At 64.8% G+C, this 16,059-nt stretch carries 15 protein-coding genes; 5 read left to right on the forward strand and 10 right to left on the reverse strand.

Features of this window, described 5'->3' with window-relative positions:
• Positions 1-164: 164 nt before the first annotated feature.
• The 4 genes from IVB13_RS09865 to ltnD form a co-directional block, all read right to left on the reverse strand.
• A complete protein-coding gene (locus IVB13_RS09865) occupies positions 165-1,856 on the reverse strand; it encodes a methyl-accepting chemotaxis protein (RefSeq protein ID WP_085362315.1) in 1,692 nt (563 codons plus the stop codon).
• 166 nt (positions 1,857-2,022) lie between these two features.
• Positions 2,023-3,312, reverse strand: a complete 1,290-nt coding sequence (gene otnK / locus IVB13_RS09870) for a 3-oxo-tetronate kinase (RefSeq protein ID WP_247488690.1) — start codon at positions 3,310-3,312, stop codon at positions 2,023-2,025.
• Positions 3,309-4,091 (reverse strand): 2-oxo-tetronate isomerase, encoded by a 783-nt coding sequence (gene otnI / locus IVB13_RS09875; RefSeq protein WP_247488691.1) that lies wholly within the window; start codon positions 4,089-4,091, stop codon positions 3,309-3,311. Before otnI ends, otnK begins: the two co-directional genes overlap by 4 nt.
• Before the next feature lie 17 nt (positions 4,092-4,108).
• On the reverse strand, positions 4,109-5,026 hold the full coding sequence (gene ltnD, locus IVB13_RS09880) for an L-threonate dehydrogenase (protein WP_247488693.1): 918 nt from the start codon (positions 5,024-5,026) through the stop codon (positions 4,109-4,111).
• A 103-nt stretch (positions 5,027-5,129) separates the two neighbouring features.
• On the opposite strand from ltnD, the gene IVB13_RS09885 reads away from it, so the two are divergent.
• Complete coding sequence (locus IVB13_RS09885) at positions 5,130-5,804, forward strand: aldolase (protein WP_247488695.1); 675 nt, start codon at positions 5,130-5,132, stop codon at positions 5,802-5,804.
• A gap of 182 nt (positions 5,805-5,986) precedes the next feature.
• Here IVB13_RS09885 and IVB13_RS09890 read toward each other — a convergent pair whose 3' ends face one another.
• From IVB13_RS09890 to IVB13_RS09915, 6 genes are all read right to left on the reverse strand, one after another.
• Positions 5,987-6,691: an ABC transporter ATP-binding protein gene (locus tag IVB13_RS09890; protein WP_018456987.1), complete on the reverse strand. Its 705-nt coding sequence runs from the start codon at positions 6,689-6,691 to the stop codon at positions 5,987-5,989.
• Positions 6,675-7,406, reverse strand: a complete 732-nt coding sequence (locus tag IVB13_RS09895) for an ABC transporter ATP-binding protein (RefSeq protein ID WP_018456988.1) — start codon at positions 7,404-7,406, stop codon at positions 6,675-6,677. Before IVB13_RS09895 ends, IVB13_RS09890 begins: the two co-directional genes overlap by 17 nt.
• Positions 7,403-8,386, reverse strand: a complete 984-nt coding sequence (locus IVB13_RS09900; protein ID WP_247488697.1) for a branched-chain amino acid ABC transporter permease — start codon at positions 8,384-8,386, stop codon at positions 7,403-7,405. The genes IVB13_RS09895 and IVB13_RS09900 overlap by 4 nt, the downstream gene beginning before the upstream one ends.
• The gene (locus IVB13_RS09905; protein ID WP_026233279.1) at positions 8,386-9,264 is read right to left on the reverse strand and encodes a branched-chain amino acid ABC transporter permease; all 879 of its coding nucleotides are present in this window, start codon (positions 9,262-9,264) and stop codon (positions 8,386-8,388) included. Before IVB13_RS09905 ends, IVB13_RS09900 begins: the two co-directional genes overlap by 1 nt.
• Before the next feature lie 147 nt (positions 9,265-9,411).
• Complete coding sequence (locus IVB13_RS09910) at positions 9,412-10,656, reverse strand: ABC transporter substrate-binding protein (protein WP_247488699.1); 1,245 nt, start codon at positions 10,654-10,656, stop codon at positions 9,412-9,414.
• An 89-nt stretch (positions 10,657-10,745) separates the two neighbouring features.
• Positions 10,746-11,561: a putative hydro-lyase gene (locus IVB13_RS09915; protein ID WP_247488701.1), complete on the reverse strand. Its 816-nt coding sequence runs from the start codon at positions 11,559-11,561 to the stop codon at positions 10,746-10,748.
• Positions 11,562-11,681: 120 nt separating this feature from the next.
• Here IVB13_RS09915 and IVB13_RS09920 point away from each other — a divergent pair, with 120 nt between their 5' ends.
• The 4 genes from IVB13_RS09920 to IVB13_RS09935 are packed head-to-tail and all read left to right on the forward strand — an operon-like array spanning position 11,682 to position 15,891.
• The gene (locus tag IVB13_RS09920) at positions 11,682-12,599 is read left to right on the forward strand and encodes a LysR family transcriptional regulator (RefSeq protein WP_247488703.1); all 918 of its coding nucleotides are present in this window, start codon (positions 11,682-11,684) and stop codon (positions 12,597-12,599) included.
• A 32-nt stretch (positions 12,600-12,631) separates the two neighbouring features.
• A complete protein-coding gene (locus IVB13_RS09925; protein WP_247488705.1) occupies positions 12,632-13,882 on the forward strand; it encodes a Zn-dependent hydrolase in 1,251 nt (416 codons plus the stop codon).
• Positions 13,883-13,894: 12 nt separating this feature from the next.
• Positions 13,895-14,806: an NAD(P)-dependent oxidoreductase gene (locus IVB13_RS09930; RefSeq protein WP_247488707.1), complete on the forward strand. Its 912-nt coding sequence runs from the start codon at positions 13,895-13,897 to the stop codon at positions 14,804-14,806.
• Between the two features lie 11 nt (positions 14,807-14,817).
• Complete coding sequence (locus IVB13_RS09935; RefSeq protein WP_018456996.1) at positions 14,818-15,891, forward strand: malate/lactate/ureidoglycolate dehydrogenase; 1,074 nt, start codon at positions 14,818-14,820, stop codon at positions 15,889-15,891.
• Positions 15,892-16,059: the final 168 nt, after the last annotated feature.

Consider the following 16,059-nt stretch of genomic DNA (forward strand, 5'->3'; position numbering starts at 1 on the left):
CCAACGGCACTGCGTCACGAGCGGTCAATTCCCTGCTATCGCACTGCGAAATAGCATTCCAGATATGCACCTCGCGCCCCGAAAGATGACAGATGCCGCGGTCCATCCATAAAAAAAAGCGGCGCCCGAGGACGCCGCTTTCAGCAACTCCGTGCCTGCCCGGCCTAAGCCGCGCGAACGTTGGTCAGGAACTTGCTGACCTCGGTCTTGAGCCGGCCGGAGTCGTTGGAGAGCATCTGTGCCGCCGACAGCACCTGCGAGGAGGCCGTGCCGGTCTCGGTTGCGCCGCGCTGCACGTCGGTGATGTTGGAGGAGACCTGCTGGGTGCCCTGCGCCGCCTGCTGGACATTGCGGGCGATCTCCTGGGTTGCCGCGCCCTGCTCTTCCACGGCCGCGGCGATCGCCGACGAGATCTCCGACAGACGCTCGATGGTCGAGGAGATCTCCTTGATGGCGCCGACCGAGTCGTTGGTCGCCGCCTGGATGCCGGAGATCTGCTGGCCGATCTCACCGGTCGCCTTCGCGGTCTGCTCGGCGAGCGCCTTCACCTCGGAGGCGACGACCGCAAAGCCGCGGCCGGCTTCGCCGGCACGTGCGGCTTCGATGGTCGCGTTCAGCGCCAGAAGGTTGGTCTGGCCGGCGATGGTGTTGATGAGCTCGACGACGTCGCCGATGCGTGAGGCTGCCTTCGAGAGTTCGCTGACGCGTTCGGTGGTGGCGCGGGCCTGGCCGACGGCATCGCCCGCCATCCGCGCAGATTCCTGCACCTGACGGCTGATCTCGCCGACGGACGAGGCCATCTCCTCGGTCGCCGAGGCCACCGACTGCACGTTGGTCGAGGCTTCCTCCGACGCTCCGGCAACGGTGGTCGCCAGCCGCTGCGAGCGGTCGGCGGTCGAGGTCAGCGTCGAGGCCGAGGCCTCCAACTGGGTCGAGGCCGACGACACGGTCTGGACGATCTCGCCAATCATCGTCTCGAATTCGCGAGTGATGTTGTCGACGCGGCGGCCGCGCTCGATCTTGGCTTCTGCATCGGCAGCGGCAGCCTCGTCCGCAGCCTTCTTGGCGATCAGCGCTTCCTTGAAGATCTGGAGCACGTCGGCCATGGCGCCGATCTCCGTCTTCTCACCGCGATGAGGGACTTCGGCGGAAAGGTCGCCCTTGCCCAGCGCCTGCATCGGCTCGGTAATCGAGTTGATGCCGTTCGAGACGTCCTGGACCAGGTAGAAGCCAACGCCGGAGCCGACAAGGACGGCGGCGCCGAGAATGATCGCGACCAGCATGAAGGCATAATAGTAGCTGTTGGCGGCATCCTGCGCGGCCTGGTCGCCACCTTTGGTGTTGAGCTCGATGTCCTTGCGCAGGACCTCGTCGGCCTGAAGCCCGATCTTGTTGACCGTCTTGGTGTTCAGCTCATGCGCCTCGTGCGGGACCTTGCCGGCCTCCTTGCGCGACAGCGCCATGACCTCCTGGGTGCCCTTCTTGTACTCCTCCCAGAGCTTCGACCATTCACCGTAGAGTGCCCGTTCTTCAGGCGAGGTGATCATGTCCTCGTAAGTTTTGCGGAATTTGGCATTGGCCTCGATCACGGTCGCGAGCGTCTTTTCCATCGCGAGCTTCTCGTCCAGCGTTTCCGACAGCATGTGCTCTCGAATGACGTTGCGGTAAGTGATCACGCCGGCACGCAGGTCGCCGAGCACGCGCACGCTGGGCATCCAGCTCGTGGTGATGTCGACGGTGTTGGCATTCATCGACCGCATCTTCATGACGGCGAGCAGGCCCATGCCGGCCATCGCGACCAGCAGGAACGCCACGACACTGATGATCTTGGCACGAATGGAAATGGTGGCGAGCATAATCGGTCTCTTTGCGTTGGCGCGGCGGCGTCCGGAACTTTTACGAATCAACCTAAGGTAGCAGAACCGACATCCAACACGAGAGCACCTGAGCAGATGTTAACGACGACTCCGTACGAGTACGAAGCCCGAAACAAATGAACAGGGCGCTAAAAATGCCCTGCGCTCAGCGCATGAGCCCAAGCGCGTCGGAGAAAAACTCCGCGCCGCCGAAATTTCCGGACTTCAAGGCGAGCAACATGTCGCCTTTTTCAGCACCGACCGCGCGCAGCACTGGAACGCCCGCGGCGATCTCTGCTCCCACGAGAAATCCGGGAATCTTCAACCGGTCGACCACGGCGCCGGATGTCTCCCCGCCGGCGACGACCAGGCGCTTCACGCCGGCCCGCACCAGACCCTCGGCGATGTCGGCCATCGCCTGCTCGATGGCGTGACCGGCCGCGTCGCGACCATGGCGCGCCTGGAGGGCGGCGACCTGATCGGGCGTCGAGCTCGATGCGATCAGGACCGGACCGTCCGCCAGCCGCGGCTTTGCCCAGGCCAGCGCGCGCTGCGCCTCGTCCTCGCCCGTAGTAATACGGTCCGGGTCGAGATGCAGCACCGGCATGACGCGCTCGGCATTGGCGATCTGCTGAAGCGTCGCCTGCGAGCAGCTTCCGGCAAGGCACGCCGCCGGTCCGCCGACGGCGGCTCCCGCGGCGCTGCTCGCCGCGGTCGATGTGACCTTGCCTGTGGACATCAGCGCCCGCGCCAGCCCAAGACCCATGCCGGAAGCGCCGACCGACAGCCGATGCTGGGCAGCGACGAGGCCGATGGTCTCGAGGTCGCGATCGAACACGGCGTCGATGATCGCCGCGCCAATGCCCTTGCCCGCGAGTTCGGCCAGCCGCGCCCGCACGGCATCCGCGCCGCACGTGACGATGGCGAGGTCGACCAGGCCGATTTGCGCCTTGCTCTGGCGCGCCAGCACGCGGACCAGGTTGGAATCGTGCATCGGGTTGAGCGGATGGTCCTTCAGCGGGCTCTCGTTCAGCGGCACGGCGCCGACGAACAGATTGCCCTGGTAGACGGTGCGGCCGGTCTCCGGAAAGGCCGGCGTCACCAGCACGGCCGTCTCGTCGCAATCGGCGCGCAGCGCGTCCATCACCGGGCCGATATTGCCGGCATCGGTGGAATCGAAGGTCGAGCAGATCTTGAACAGCACGTGGCCGGCGCCACGGCTGCGCAGCCATTTGTCCGCCGCGCGCGAGCGCGATACGGCAAGACCGGCTTCGATTGAACGGCTCTTCAAGGACACCACGACGGCGTCGACCTCGGGCAGCGCGAGATCGTCCGCGGGCACGCCGATGGTCTGCACCGTGCGCAGGCCGGCGCGCGTCAGCGTGTTGGCGAGGTCGGAGGCGCCGGTGTAGTCGTCGGCAATGCAGCCAAGAGATATTTTCGCTGCAAATGTCACGGCTTCACTCCCGCATAAGGCCTGAACCAGGCGAGGCCGTCGGTGGTCTTGCCTCGCGGATTATATTCGCAGCCGACGAAGCCGGCATAACCGAGCCGGTCGAGTTCGTCGAACAGGAACGGATAGTTCAGCTCCTCGCCGTCAGGCTCGTTGCGCGAGGGAATGCTGGCGATCTGGATGTGACCGATCACCGGCATCATCTCGCGCAGCCGCATCGTAACGTCGCCATGGATGATCTGGCAGTGATAAATGTCGAACTGGAGTTTCAGGTTCGGAAGCCGCAGCTCCTGCATCAGGTCGCGCGCGAAGCCGAAATCATTGAGGAAATAGCCGGGCACGTTGCGCGCATTGATCGGCTCGAGCACGATGTCGATGCCGTGCGGCGCAAAGAACTCGGCGGCCCACGCCACTGATTTGTAGAACGCCTCGATCGCGACGCGCTCGCCACGGTTGGCGATGCCCGCCATCAAATGCAGCCGCTTGACGCCGGTCGCCTTGGCGTAGGGCAGCGCAGTTTCCAGGCTCGCCTTCAGCTCGGGGAATCGCGACGGGAGCGCCGCAAAGCCCTTCTCGCCGGCATTCCAGTCGCCCGGTGGCAGGTTGAACAGCGCCTGAGTCAAGCCGTTGCGCTTGAGCCGCTCGCCGACCGCCTCGGCCGAATGCTCATAGGGAAAGAGAAACTCGACTGCGGTGAAGCCGGCTGCGGCAGCGGCGTCGAAGCGGTCGAGGAACGGCACCTCGGTGAACATCATCGAGAGATTGGCGGCAAAACGGGGCATCGGAATCCTCTTATCCTTTACTTGTCGCCGGGCAGTTTCACGCCGGTGACCCGCGCATACATCCGCGCCACCGACGCATCATCGTCGCGGCCCATGCCGGAGGCTGCCGTCATCAAGAACATCTGAAGTGCTGCGGCGGAGACCGGAACCGGGAATCTGGCACTGCGCGCCATATCCTGGATGATGCCGAGATCCTTGACGAAGATCTCGACCGCACTGCGCGGCGTGTAATCGCCGTCGAGCACGTGCGGCATGCGGTTCTCGAACATCCAGGAGTTTCCGGCGGACGCCGTGATCACCTCATAGACCTTGCGGATGTCGAGACCCTGCTTGGCCGCGAACGCGATCGCCTCGCTGGCAGCGGCGATATGCACGCCGGCGAGCAGCTGGTTGATCATCTTGAAGGCGGCGCCCTGGCCTGCGGCATCGCCAAGCTCGTAGAGCTTCGCGGCCATGGCATCGAGCGCGGGCCGCGCTTTCTCAAACGCAGCCGGACTGCCGGAGGCAAGGATCGTCAGCTCGCCCTGCGCTGCGCGCTGCGCCCCGCCGGAGATCGGTGCATCCAGATAGTGCCGGCCGGTCGCCTCCAGCTGCTTGGCGAGACGCCGAGCCACGTCGGGATCCATAGTCGCCGACGACAGGAAGACGCTGTCCTTCGCCATGGTTTCGGCGACGCCATCCTTGCCGAACAGGATCGTCTCGGTCTGCGCGGCATTGACGACGACGCTGACGACGATGTCGGCGCCCTTGGCAGCTTCGGCCGGCGTCTTGGCGCCGGCGCCGCCCTCCGTCACGAAGCGCGCGACCGCATCAGCCGAGACGTCGCAGCCGGTGACGACATGACCGGCGCGCTTCAGCGAGCTCGCCATGCCGACCCCCATCGAGCCGAGCCCGATGACGGCGATGCGCTGATTCTGTGACGTGGAGGCGGACATACAACTGATCCTTGCAACGTTTCCCGGACGGCCGCCTTTTGCGGCAGCTTGGCAACCGAATAACACGGCTTGGCCGCGCTGCCAAAGCGTGAGACAAACGGACATGACGGCCATGAGCAACGAGACATTGCTGCGCGAAGACATTTGCCGCTTCGGACGGTCCCTGTTCGAGCGTGGGCTGACGCCCGGCTCCTCCGGCAATATCAGCGCCAGGCTGGACGGCGGCGGCTGGCTGGTGACGCCGACCAATGCCTCGTTCGGCTTCCTCGATCCCGCAAAACTGTCGCGGCTGGACGATCAGGGCCGACTGGTTTCGGGCGATGCGCCGACCAAGGAAGTTCCGCTGCACAATGCACTCTACGCCACGCGCGGGAGCGCAAGGGCGATCGTGCATCTGCATTCCACCCATTCGGTCGCGCTGTCGATGCTGCCGGAGATCGACCCGCGCGCCGCGCTGCCGCCGATGACCGCTTATTATCTGATGAAATGCGGCAACACCGCGCTCGTGCCTTATTACCGCCCTGGCGATCCCGCGGTCGCCGATGCGATCAGGGGTCTGGCGGGGGAATATTCGTCCGTGCTGCTCGCCAATCACGGTCCGGTCGTCGCGGGCGACACGCTGGAAGCAGCCGTGTTCGCAACCGAGGAGCTGGAAGAGACGGCGAAGCTGTACCTGCTGTTACGCGGGCTGAACCCACGGTATTTGTCGCCGGAGCAGGTGGCGGATCTGGTGAAGGTGTTCGGGGTGACACTTCCGGCGCACCGGCACGAGGAATGAGCCTCGTGCAGCCGCGGGCGAACTAACCCCCCCTACTCCGCTGTCATTCCCCGCGAAGGCGGGGAATCCAGTACGCCGCGGCTTCTCGGCTCAATCACAACGGCCTCTGGAATACTGGATCGCCCGCCTTTGCGGGCGATGACGCCGAGTGTGTTGCGCGAGTCGTGCCCAACGCTTCGCAACTACAGCCCCAAATACGCCTTGCGCACGTCCGGATTGCCCTTGATCTCGCTTGCGGCGCCCTGCATCAGCACGCGGCCGGTTTGCAGGATGTAGGCGCGGTCGGCGATCTCCAGGCACTCCGCCATGCGTTGCTCCACGATCAGCACGGTCATGCCGGCGTCGCGGATGCGCTTGACGGCCTGGAAGATCTCGTCGACGAGCTTCGGCATGATGCCCTGCGAGGGCTCGTCCAGCATCAACAGCCGCGGGCGCGTCATCAGCGCACGGCCGATCGCGAGCATCTGCTGCTCGCCGCCGCTTAGCGTCTCGGCGCGCTGCTCGAGGCGTTCGGAGAGGCGCGGAAATAGCTGGAACACGAGATCGAGCGGGCTCTCGCGGTCGGCCTCGCCGCGGTAGAGATAGCTGCCGAGGCGCAGATTGTCGCGCACGGAGAGGCGCGGAAACAAGCGGCGGTTCTCCGGCACATAGGCGATGCCGGTCGCCGTGATGTGGTGCTGCGCCATGCCGTCGAGGCGCTTGCCGTCGAACGTCACCGTGCCCGAGCGCGGGCGCTCGGCGCCGGCGATAGATTTCAGCAGCGTCGACTTGCCCGCGCCGTTGGCGCCGGCGACGCAGACGATCTCGCCCTTGGCGACTTCGATGCTGACCGCGAAGATCGCGACCAGGCCCTGATAGGCGGTCGTGACTTCACGCACCGACAGCATGACGATCTCCCAGATATGCGCTGATCACCTTGGGATCGCGGACGATTTCAGTGGGCTTGCCCTCGACCAGCACCTTGCCGAGGTCGAGCACGATGGCACGATCGACCAGCGGCATCACGATCTCCATGACGTGCTCGACCATCAGCACGGTGATGCCGGCGTCACGCACCTTGCGCACCAGCGCGACACCGGTCTGCGCCTCGGTCGGCGTAAGACCAGTGAGGACTTCGTCGAGCAGCAGCAGCTTTGGTTCAGTCGCAAGCGCGCGCGCGACTTCGAGGCGGCGCTTTTCGGCCGGCACGAGGTCGCTCGCGAGCACGTTGGCGCGCGCAGCAAGGCCGGTGAATTCGAGCACCTCATGCGCCTTGCGGCGTGCCTCGCGCATCACGGTGTTGCGCACCAGCGCACCGACGATGACGTTGTCGATCACCGTCATGGTCTCGAAGCTCTTGACGACCTGGAAGGTGCGCCCGATGCCGCGCTGGCAGCGCTCGGCGGCCGGCATGCTGGTGACATCCTCGCCGTCGAACCAGATCGAGCCTTGCGTCGGCGGCAGCACGCCGGCGATGAGATTGAACAGCGTCGACTTGCCGGCACCATTCGGGCCGATCAGGCCGACGATCTCGCCGCGACCCACAGAGATCGAGACGTCGCTGTTGGCGACGAGGCCGCCGAAACGCTGCCAGACGCCGCGGGTTTCAAGCAGCGGGGTCATCGCGTGGCTCCCTTCCGCTTCGCACGAGAGAACAGGCTCACCAGACCCTGCGGCAGGGCGAGCGAAATCAGCACGATCAGCGTGCCGTAGACAATGAGGTCGACGCCGCGGCCGGAGCCGCCGATAAAGGAGCGCGTCAGCTCCGTCATCGGGATCAGGATGGCCGCCCCTAACACGGGTCCCCAGAGGGTGCCGATGCCGCCAAGCACGGCGGGCAACGCCATCAGCAGCGAGAACTGGAAGCCCATCACGCTTTCAGGATCGATATAGGCGAGAAACTGGGCATAGAAGGCGCCGCCGATGGCGACGAGGAAAGCGGAGACGGCGGCCGCGCCCATCTTGGAGTTGAACACGACGACACCGAGGCTCTCGGCCGCTTCCGGATTGTCCTTTACCGCGCGCCACCAGAAGCCCCATTTGGAGTCCTCCAGCCACCAGGTGACGAACCAGGCGAGGCTGCACAGCACCAGCGCGAAATAAAAGTAAGGCAGCTTGCTGCGCATGAACTGGAACTTCAGCCAGCTGTCGCCGCGCACCGGAATGGTGATTCCCATCGCAGCCCCCGCCCATTCCCAATTCTGGAACAACAGCAGCCCGATCTCGGCGATAACGATGGTCGCGATCACGAAGTAATGGCCGCGCAACCGAAAGAAGGGATAGCCGAGCGCCATCGCAATCGCGGCCGCGACCGCGCCGCCGGCGAGCATGCCGAACCATGGCAGCACGCCGAACTTGGTGAACAGGAGTTCGGTGGTGTAGGCGCCGATGCCGAAATAGAGCGCATGTCCCAGCGAGATCTGCCCGCAATAGCCAGAGAGAATGTTCCAGCTCTGCGACAGCGCCGCATACATCAAGGTCAGGATCAGGATGTTCTGGACGTAGACGTCCTTGATGAACAGCGGAGCGAGCGCCGCCAGGGCGGTCAGCACCGCGGCGATGATGAGGTCGCGGCGGCGCCGCGCGGCAAAATCCTTGTCCATCACATCGATCCGAACAGGCCACGCGGCCGGATGAAGACGACCAGCAGGTAGACGGCGTAGATGCCGACCGATTTCAGCGACGGCGGCAGCACCAGCGCGGTGGTGGCCTCGACGAGGCCCACGATGATCCCGCCGGCGAACGCGCCGAACACGCTGCCGAAGCCGCCGAGCGCGACCGTGACGTAGGCGATCAGCGCAAAGGACGCGCCGACGTCGGGATAGATATAGAAGAAGCTTGCCATGATCGCTCCGGCGAGGCCGACCAGCGCGGCACCAAGCCCCCAGCCGAGCGCGAACACGCGGTTCTTGTCGATGCCGACGAGGGCCACCGCGCCGGGATCTTCACGGGTGGCCTCCAGCGCGCGACCGAAATCGGTGCGATGGATGAAGAAGTAGAGGCCAGCAAAGGCCAGGATCGAAACCAGCGCACCCATGAGCTGCGGCTCCGGCAGGAAGACGCCGGCGATCGAGATCGTCTTGCCGCCGAGCCAGGACTGCGGAACGCTGCGATAGTCAGGCGTGAAGAAGAACTGCGCGAGGCCGCGCATCACGATGGCGAGGCCAAAGGTGGAGAAGATCTGCACCATGCCCGCGTTGGCCTTGGCCCGCATGGCGAAGCGCACGATCAACAGATAGACGACCGCTCCGAATACGAACAGCGCGGCGGCCACGAGCGGCGCCGACAGCAAGGGGTCGATGGCGAAGAACGTGAACAGGAAGAAGCTCACATACATCGCGATCATCAGGAACTCCCCGTGAGCGAAGTTCACGACGTCCATCAGGCCGAAGATCAGCGCGAGGCCGACGGCGATCAGTCCGTAGAGCAGGCCCATGAGGAGGCCGCTCGCGAGACTTTGGATAATGGTTTGGGCTGTCAAAAGTCTGTCCCCCGAACTACGTCCTCATCCTGAGGAGCGCGCACCGCGCGCGCCTCGAAGGATGGCCCAGCCCTCGTCCTTCGAGACGCGGGTTGCGCCCGCTCCTCAGGATGAGGGCGGGAGCTACGATCTGTGCTCCCGCAGCGCTCACTTCATCGGCCAGATCGCCTCGGCAATCGCGGCCTGCGGCGGGAAGATGGTGACGAACTTGCCGCCGACATATTGCAGCAGCACCGGGTCGGCGTCGTTGTTCTGGCCCATCTCGTCGAACTTGACGCGCTTCCAGGGCATGATGGTCTGCTCGCCCGGGATGTCGGTGGCGGCCAGCGCGTCGCGGATCTTCTCGCCGTCGGTCGACTTGGCGCGGCTGATGGCATCGGCGAGGATGATCAGGCCCATGAACTGACGCGAGGTGAGATCGTTGAAATCCTTGCCCGACCGCGTCTTGAACATCTCGTTGATCTTGCCGACCATCGGGCGCTTCTGCGCGAGGTCGAGCGAGAAGGTGCCGCGCGAGATCACGCCTTCGAGCTTGTCGCCCACGGCGTCGTAGAGCGCCTTCTCGGAGAAGCCGGCGTCCTGCGCCACGATCGCGTTCGGCTTGTAGCCGAGCTCGCCCATGGTCTTGACCAGCAGGATGCCGTCGGTGGTGTAGCTCGAGGGCATCAGCACGTCGGCGTTGGCGCTCTTGAGCTGCTGCACCTCGGCCGAGAGCGAGGGCGAGTTGGCGCGATACTTGATGTCGGAGACGATCTTGTAGCCGCGCTCGCCGGCGATCTTGGCCTGGGCGTTGCCGGAATCGGTGCCGAAGATGGTGTCCTCGTGGAACAGCGACAGCGTCTCGATCTTGGTCCCCTTCTTCTTCAAGGCATCGAAGAAGTCAAACATCGCGGCCGAGTACATCTCGTCATGCGGCGCGGCGCGGAAGTAATATTTCAGGCCACGGCGATGCAGGCTCGGCGAGGAGTTGTCGGCGGAGACGAACGGGATCTGATAGCGCTCGCAGATCTGGCTGACGGTAACGGCGACTGCGCTCTGATAGGTGCCGATAATGGCGCAGACCTTCTCCTGCGTGATCAGGCGCTCCGCTTCGGCGCGGCCCTTTTGCGGATCCGCCTGGTGGTCGGCGAAAACGAGGCGGACCTTGGCGCCGCCGAGACCCGGCAGGCCTTCGCCCTTCGCCAGCGGCAGGTCGAAATCGGTGTCCTTGTTGATGACCTCGAGCGCGGTCTCATAGGCCTTCTGCGCATCGACGCCCTGCTGCGCGCTGCCGCCGGAGAACGGATAGATCACGCCGATCACGACTTCCGAAGTCTGTGCGCGCGCTGCCAGCGGCACCAGCGCGGCCGTAGCGGTGGCTCCCAACAATATGTCGCGGCGAGTGATCGTCATGGCAAAGTCCCCTGTTACTGAATTTCGGCTGATCGAATGAAGCGATTGATGGATGCGGTAAAGCTCGAAGAAGCAGCAAACGCTGCCCACTAAATCACGGCCATGGTCCTGTTCTTGAGATCCGTCACCAGCATCAGGCCCGGCGAATGCGTGATCGCGAACGGCAGCTTTGCGGCGTTGATGACGGATTGCGGTGTCACGCCGCAGGCCCAGAACACCGGGATCTCGTCGTCGGCGACCGGCACCGGATCGCCGTAGTCGGGCTTGGCGATGTCCCTGATACCGATCAGATGCGGATGGCCGAGATGCACGGGCGCACCGTGCACGGCCGGATAGCGCGAGGTGATCTGCACCGCACGGATCGCATCCGCCGGCTTGAACGGACGCATCGACACCACCATGGGGCCGGCGAAGGGACCGGACTCGCCGCAGGCGATGTTGGTGCGATACATCGGCACGCGCACATTGTGCTCGATGTGGCGGATCGGCATGCCCTCGTCGAGCAGCGCCTCTTCGAACGAGAACGAGCAGCCGAGCACGAAGGTCACGAGATCGTCGCGCCAATACCTTGTCACATCGGTCGGCTCGTCCACGACCTCGCCGTCGCGCCAGAGGCGGTAGCGCGGCACGTCGGTGCGGATGTCGAGATCGGCGCCAAGCGCGGGGATGTGCGGACTGCCGACATCGGACATGCCGATGATCGGGCAAGGCTTGGGGTTGAGCTGGCAGAAGCGGTGAAAGGCGCCGGCATATTCCGCCGGCAGGATCGCCAGATTGCCCTGGACGAAGCCGGGGGCGACGCCGGCAGTGGAGGCAACCAGCCCCTCCCGATAGGCAAGCCGCGCCTTGCGGCTCGGGAGCGTGTCGGGCGTTTCAGTTTGCTGCACTGCCACCAAAACAGTCATGAGATCGACCTGCCTATAAACTCGACAAAGACAAGCCAACACCACGCATGCTATAAAGTCTAATCTTCCTTTCTAATCAATATCGATAAATTTCATTTATCGGCCTGGGAAATCCTTCCAATGCTGGACTTCAGATCGATCGAGACGTTCCTTTGGGTTGTGAAGCTCGGCAGCTTTCGCGGCGCCGCAGCACGCCTCAACACGACTCAGCCGGCGATCTCCCAGCGCATCGCCCAGCTCGAGCGCGAGATGGGGGTGAAGCTCCTAAATCGCGACCACCGCGTGGCCTCGCCGACACCGAGCGGCCGACAGATGATGGTCTATGCGGAGAAGCTGATCGGCCTGCGCGCCGCGATGATCGCCGAGATCGGCGACCGCTCGGCGATGCGCGGCGTGATGCGACTCGGCGTCGCCGAAACCATCGTGCACACTTGGCTGCCGCGGCTGGTGAAGAGCATGAACGAGGTCTACCCAAACCTGTCGCTGGAGATCGAGGTCGACATCACGCCGAACCTGACCGCGCGCCTGCTTGCGCAGGAGATCGAGCTTGCCTTCGTCGTCGGTCCGCTCTCGGCCTCCGGGGTGCACAATCGCGTCCTCGCCGACTATCCGATCGGTTTTCTCGCCAGCCCCTCGCTCCGCCTCGGCGATGGACCGGTGACGCGGGCTGAGCTCGCGCGGTTTCCGATCATTACCTTCCCGCGGAAGACGCGTCCCTACGAGGTCGTGCGCGAAGTGTTCGACCGGCCGGAGCTGCCTCCGATCCGGCTGCACGCCTCCGCCTCGCTTGCGACCGTCATCCACATGGCGGTCGAGGGCCTCGGCATCGCCGTGATCCCCGACGCCATCGTCGAGAACGAGCTCGCAGACGGGCGGTTGCAACTGCTCGACACCGATCTCAAAATCGCGCCGCTGACATTCACCGCGAGCTGGCTCGCCTCGCCCGATGTCGTGGCGGTGGAGCGGGTCGCAGAGCTTGCATGTCAGATTGCGCAGAGCAGCCTCGCAGTTGACGCGCCCGCGCCGGCGCGTCATTGAAACAGGCGCCGGACAATTGAGAGACTGACCGCATGAGCCGAGCCGCCACCAATTTGCAAATCGATTCCGCCCGCCTCTGGGGCTCCATCCACGAGACCGCGCAGTTCGGCGCGACGGCCAAGGGCGGCGTGCGGCGGCTGACGCTGAGCGCGGAGGACAAGCTGGTACGCGACTGGTTCCGCAAGGCCTGCGAGGACGCCGGCTTGGAGGTGCACACCGATGCGCTCGGCTCGCAGTTCGGGCTGCGCAAGGGACGCGACATGTCGAAGCCGCCCGTCGGCATCGGCTCGCATCTCGACACGCAACCGACCGGCGGCAAGTATGACGGCATTCTGGGAACGCTCGGTGCGCTCGAAGTGATCCGCACGCTGAACGACGCCGGGATCGAAACCGAGGCGCCGATCTGCGTCGTCAACTGGACCAACGAAGAGGGTTCGCGCTTCGCTCCCGCGATGATGGCCTCCGCTGCCTATGTCGGCGACTTCACCACCGATGACATCTTGTCGCGCAAGGACGCTGATGGCACCACCGTCGGCCAGGCGCTCGATGGCATCGGTTATCGCGGCGACAAGCCGGTCGGGTTCCAGAAGCTCGGTTGCTTCGTCGAATTGCACATCGAGCAGGGCCCGATCCTGGAGGCCGAAGGCAAGACCATCGGCGTCGTCGATTCCGGCCAGGGCGTGCTTTGGTACGACGGCAAGGTTTCCGGCTTCGAGAGCCATGCCGGATCGACGCCGATGCCGCTGCGGCGCGACGCGTTGGCGACGCTGTCCGAGATCGTGCTGGCGATGGAGGCCATTGCGAGGAAGCACGGGCCGAAGGCCGTCGGTACCATCGGCGAGGCCGTGATCGCAAACCCCTCGCGCAACGTCATTCCCGGCGAGATCGCCTTCACGATGGATTGCCGCAGTGCGGATGGCGCGATCATGGATGCGCTCGATCGCGATCTGCGCAGCGCGATTGCCGAGATCGCCGCACGCCGCAAGGTCGAGGTGAAGATCGACCTGGTCTGGCGCAAGCCGCCGACGCATTTCGATCCCAAATTGATTGCCGCAGTCGAGAACGCGGCGAAGACGCTCGGCTACTCCTCTCGCCGCATCACCTCCGGCGCCGGCCACGACGCCTGCAATCTCAACACAATCATGCCGGCCGCAATGGTGTTCGTGCCCTGCAAGGACGGCATCAGCCACAACGAGCTGGAAGACGCCACGCAGCCCGATTGCGCCGCGGGCACCAACGTCCTCATGCACACGGTGCTGGCGATCGCCGGCGTCGCATCCTGACCGGAGAGAACCATGCGCGGAGTTTTCGTCGACGCCAATGAAGCTCTCGCCGTGATCATGGAGCGGCTGGAGCAGCCCGGCGATCCCAAGGTGCGGATCCACAGGGATCCCGACATCAAACCCGAACAATATCCTGAAATCCTCGACGGCGCCGAGATCGCGATCGTCGACCACACCGCGCTGCCTACCGACGTCGCAAAGAAGTGCACAGGGTTGAAGCATGTCGTGTTCCTCGGCACCGGCGCGCGCAGCTACATGAACCCGGAGGAGCTCGCTGAGCTCGGCATCTCCGTGCACCTGATCAAGGGCTATGGCGACACGGCGGTCGCGGAATGCGCGATCGCGCTGATGTGGGCTTCGGCCCGCGTCATCGCGATGATGGACCGCGAGATGCGCGGCGGAAACTGGCTCCGCGAAGACGGCATGCAGCTCACTGGCAAGACGCTCGGCCTGATCGGCTTCGGCGGTATTGCCGCGGAGGTCGCGCGCATTGCCTTGGGCAGCGGCATGAAGGTGATCGCCTGGAACCGCTCGCCGAAGAGCTATCCGGGCGTGGAATTCGCCGATCTCGACACGGTGTTGGCGAGAGCAGACGTCGTATCGCTGCATCTGCTGCTCAACGACGAGACACGCGGCATGATCACCCGCGAGATGATCGCGAAGATGAAGCCGGGCGTCATCCTCATCAACACCGCCCGCGCCGCCGTGGTCGACGAGCCCGCCATGATCGACGCGCTGAAGTCGGGCCACATCCGCCATGCCGGCCTCGACGTGTTCAATATCGAGCCATTGCCCGGCGATCATCCGCTGACAAAACTGCCGAACGTGACGTTGTCGGCGCATTCGGCGTTCCGAACCCCGGAGGCGAGCGAGAATCTGATTGGCGCGGCGTGGGAGCACTGCCGACGGATCGTGAAGGGATAAGAGCACCAACAATGGCCGACTATCGCACCATCAAGGCACAGCCGCTCATCGAAGCTATCAGCGCCATCGTCAAGGCCGGCGGGTCTACGGACCGCGAGGCCGAGCTCGTGTCCACCAATCTGGTCGAGGCCAACCTCAAGGGACACGATTCGCACGGCGTCGGCATGATCCCGCGCTATGTCCAGAGCGTCACCACGGGCGGCCTCGCCGTGAACCAGCACGTCAAGGTCGTGCTCGACACCGGTCCGCTTCTCACCCTCGACGGGCTCACCGGCTACGGCCAAGTGATCGGCCATGAAGCGATGGAGCTGGCAGCCGAGCGCGCCAAGCGCAACGGCGTGTGTCTCGTCGGCCTCTCAAACTCGCACCATATCGGCCGCATCGGCCACTGGGCCGAGCAGTGCATCGACCATGGGCTGGTCTCGATCCACTTCGTCAACGTGATCTCGCGTCCCATCGTGGCGCCCTGGGGCGGCAGCGATGCGCGCCACGGCACCAACCCGTTCTGCGTCGGCATCCCGCGCGCGGGCAAGGACCCCATCGTGCTCGACTTCGCCACCAGCAGGATCGCGCAGGGCAAGACCCGCGTCGCCCACAACAAGGGCGTCGAGCTGGAACCCGGCACGATCATCGACAATGAGGGCAAGCCGACCACCAACCCGCGCTACACCGTGATCCCGCCATACGGCGCCATCCTGCCGTTCGGCGAGCACAAGGGTTCAGGGCTCGCGCTGGTTTGCGAAATCCTCGGCGGCGCGCTCTCCGGCGGGCAGGTGGTCAAGGGTCCGTCCGATGGCAAGCACAACGTCCTCAACGGCATGCTCTCGATCATCATCGACCCCGGCAAGCTCGGCACCGCGGAGAATCTCGCGCGCGAAGTCGAGAGCTTCGTCGCCTGGCACACCGGCTCACCTCCGGCCCCAGGCGTCGACAAGGTGAAGATCGCGGGTGAGCCCGAGCGCGCGACGAAGAAGAAGCGGCTCGCGGAAGGCATCCCTGTCGATCCGACCACCTGGCAGGAGATTCTGGAGGCCGGAAAGAAGTTCGGGCTGGATCAGGCGGCGATCGAGAAGATCGCGGGGTAGTGAGGCGGAGCACGGTGCTCTTCCCTTCTCCCCTTGTGGGAGAAGGTGGCGCGAAGCGCCGGATGAGGGGTTCTGTCCGCGAAGGGAAATGCACAATTGAGAGGTCTGTCTCCGCGGAGACAACCCCTCACCCGTCTTCGATGCTTCGCATCGAAGCCACCCTCCCCC

Source organism: Bradyrhizobium sp. 17 (genome assembly GCF_023073515.1).
Lineage (GTDB): Bacteria > Pseudomonadota > Alphaproteobacteria > Rhizobiales > Xanthobacteraceae > Bradyrhizobium > Bradyrhizobium canariense_D.

Excerpts from the sequence above, each read along its gene's own strand:
- IVB13_RS09865 (WP_085362315.1), bottom strand. The coding sequence starts at position 1,856 with ATGCTCGCCACCATTTCCATTCGTGCCAAGATCATCAGTGTCGTGGCG.
- otnI (WP_247488691.1), bottom strand. The coding sequence starts at position 4,091 with ATGCCCCGTTTTGCCGCCAATCTCTCGATGATGTTCACCGAGGTGCCG.
- ltnD (WP_247488693.1), bottom strand. The coding sequence starts at position 5,026 with ATGTCCGCCTCCACGTCACAGAATCAGCGCATCGCCGTCATCGGGCTC.
- IVB13_RS09885 (WP_247488695.1), top strand. The coding sequence starts at position 5,130 with ATGACGGCCATGAGCAACGAGACATTGCTGCGCGAAGACATTTGCCGC.
- IVB13_RS09890 (WP_018456987.1), bottom strand. The coding sequence starts at position 6,691 with ATGCTGTCGGTGCGTGAAGTCACGACCGCCTATCAGGGCCTGGTCGCG.
- IVB13_RS09895 (WP_018456988.1), bottom strand. The coding sequence starts at position 7,406 with ATGACCCCGCTGCTTGAAACCCGCGGCGTCTGGCAGCGTTTCGGCGGC.
- IVB13_RS09900 (WP_247488697.1), bottom strand. The coding sequence starts at position 8,386 with ATGGACAAGGATTTTGCCGCGCGGCGCCGCCGCGACCTCATCATCGCC.
- IVB13_RS09910 (WP_247488699.1), bottom strand. The coding sequence starts at position 10,656 with ATGACGATCACTCGCCGCGACATATTGTTGGGAGCCACCGCTACGGCC.
- IVB13_RS09915 (WP_247488701.1), bottom strand. The coding sequence starts at position 11,561 with ATGACTGTTTTGGTGGCAGTGCAGCAAACTGAAACGCCCGACACGCTC.
- IVB13_RS09920 (WP_247488703.1), top strand. The coding sequence starts at position 11,682 with ATGCTGGACTTCAGATCGATCGAGACGTTCCTTTGGGTTGTGAAGCTC.
- IVB13_RS09925 (WP_247488705.1), top strand. The coding sequence starts at position 12,632 with ATGAGCCGAGCCGCCACCAATTTGCAAATCGATTCCGCCCGCCTCTGG.
- IVB13_RS09930 (WP_247488707.1), top strand. The coding sequence starts at position 13,895 with ATGCGCGGAGTTTTCGTCGACGCCAATGAAGCTCTCGCCGTGATCATG.
- IVB13_RS09935 (WP_018456996.1), top strand. The coding sequence starts at position 14,818 with ATGGCCGACTATCGCACCATCAAGGCACAGCCGCTCATCGAAGCTATC.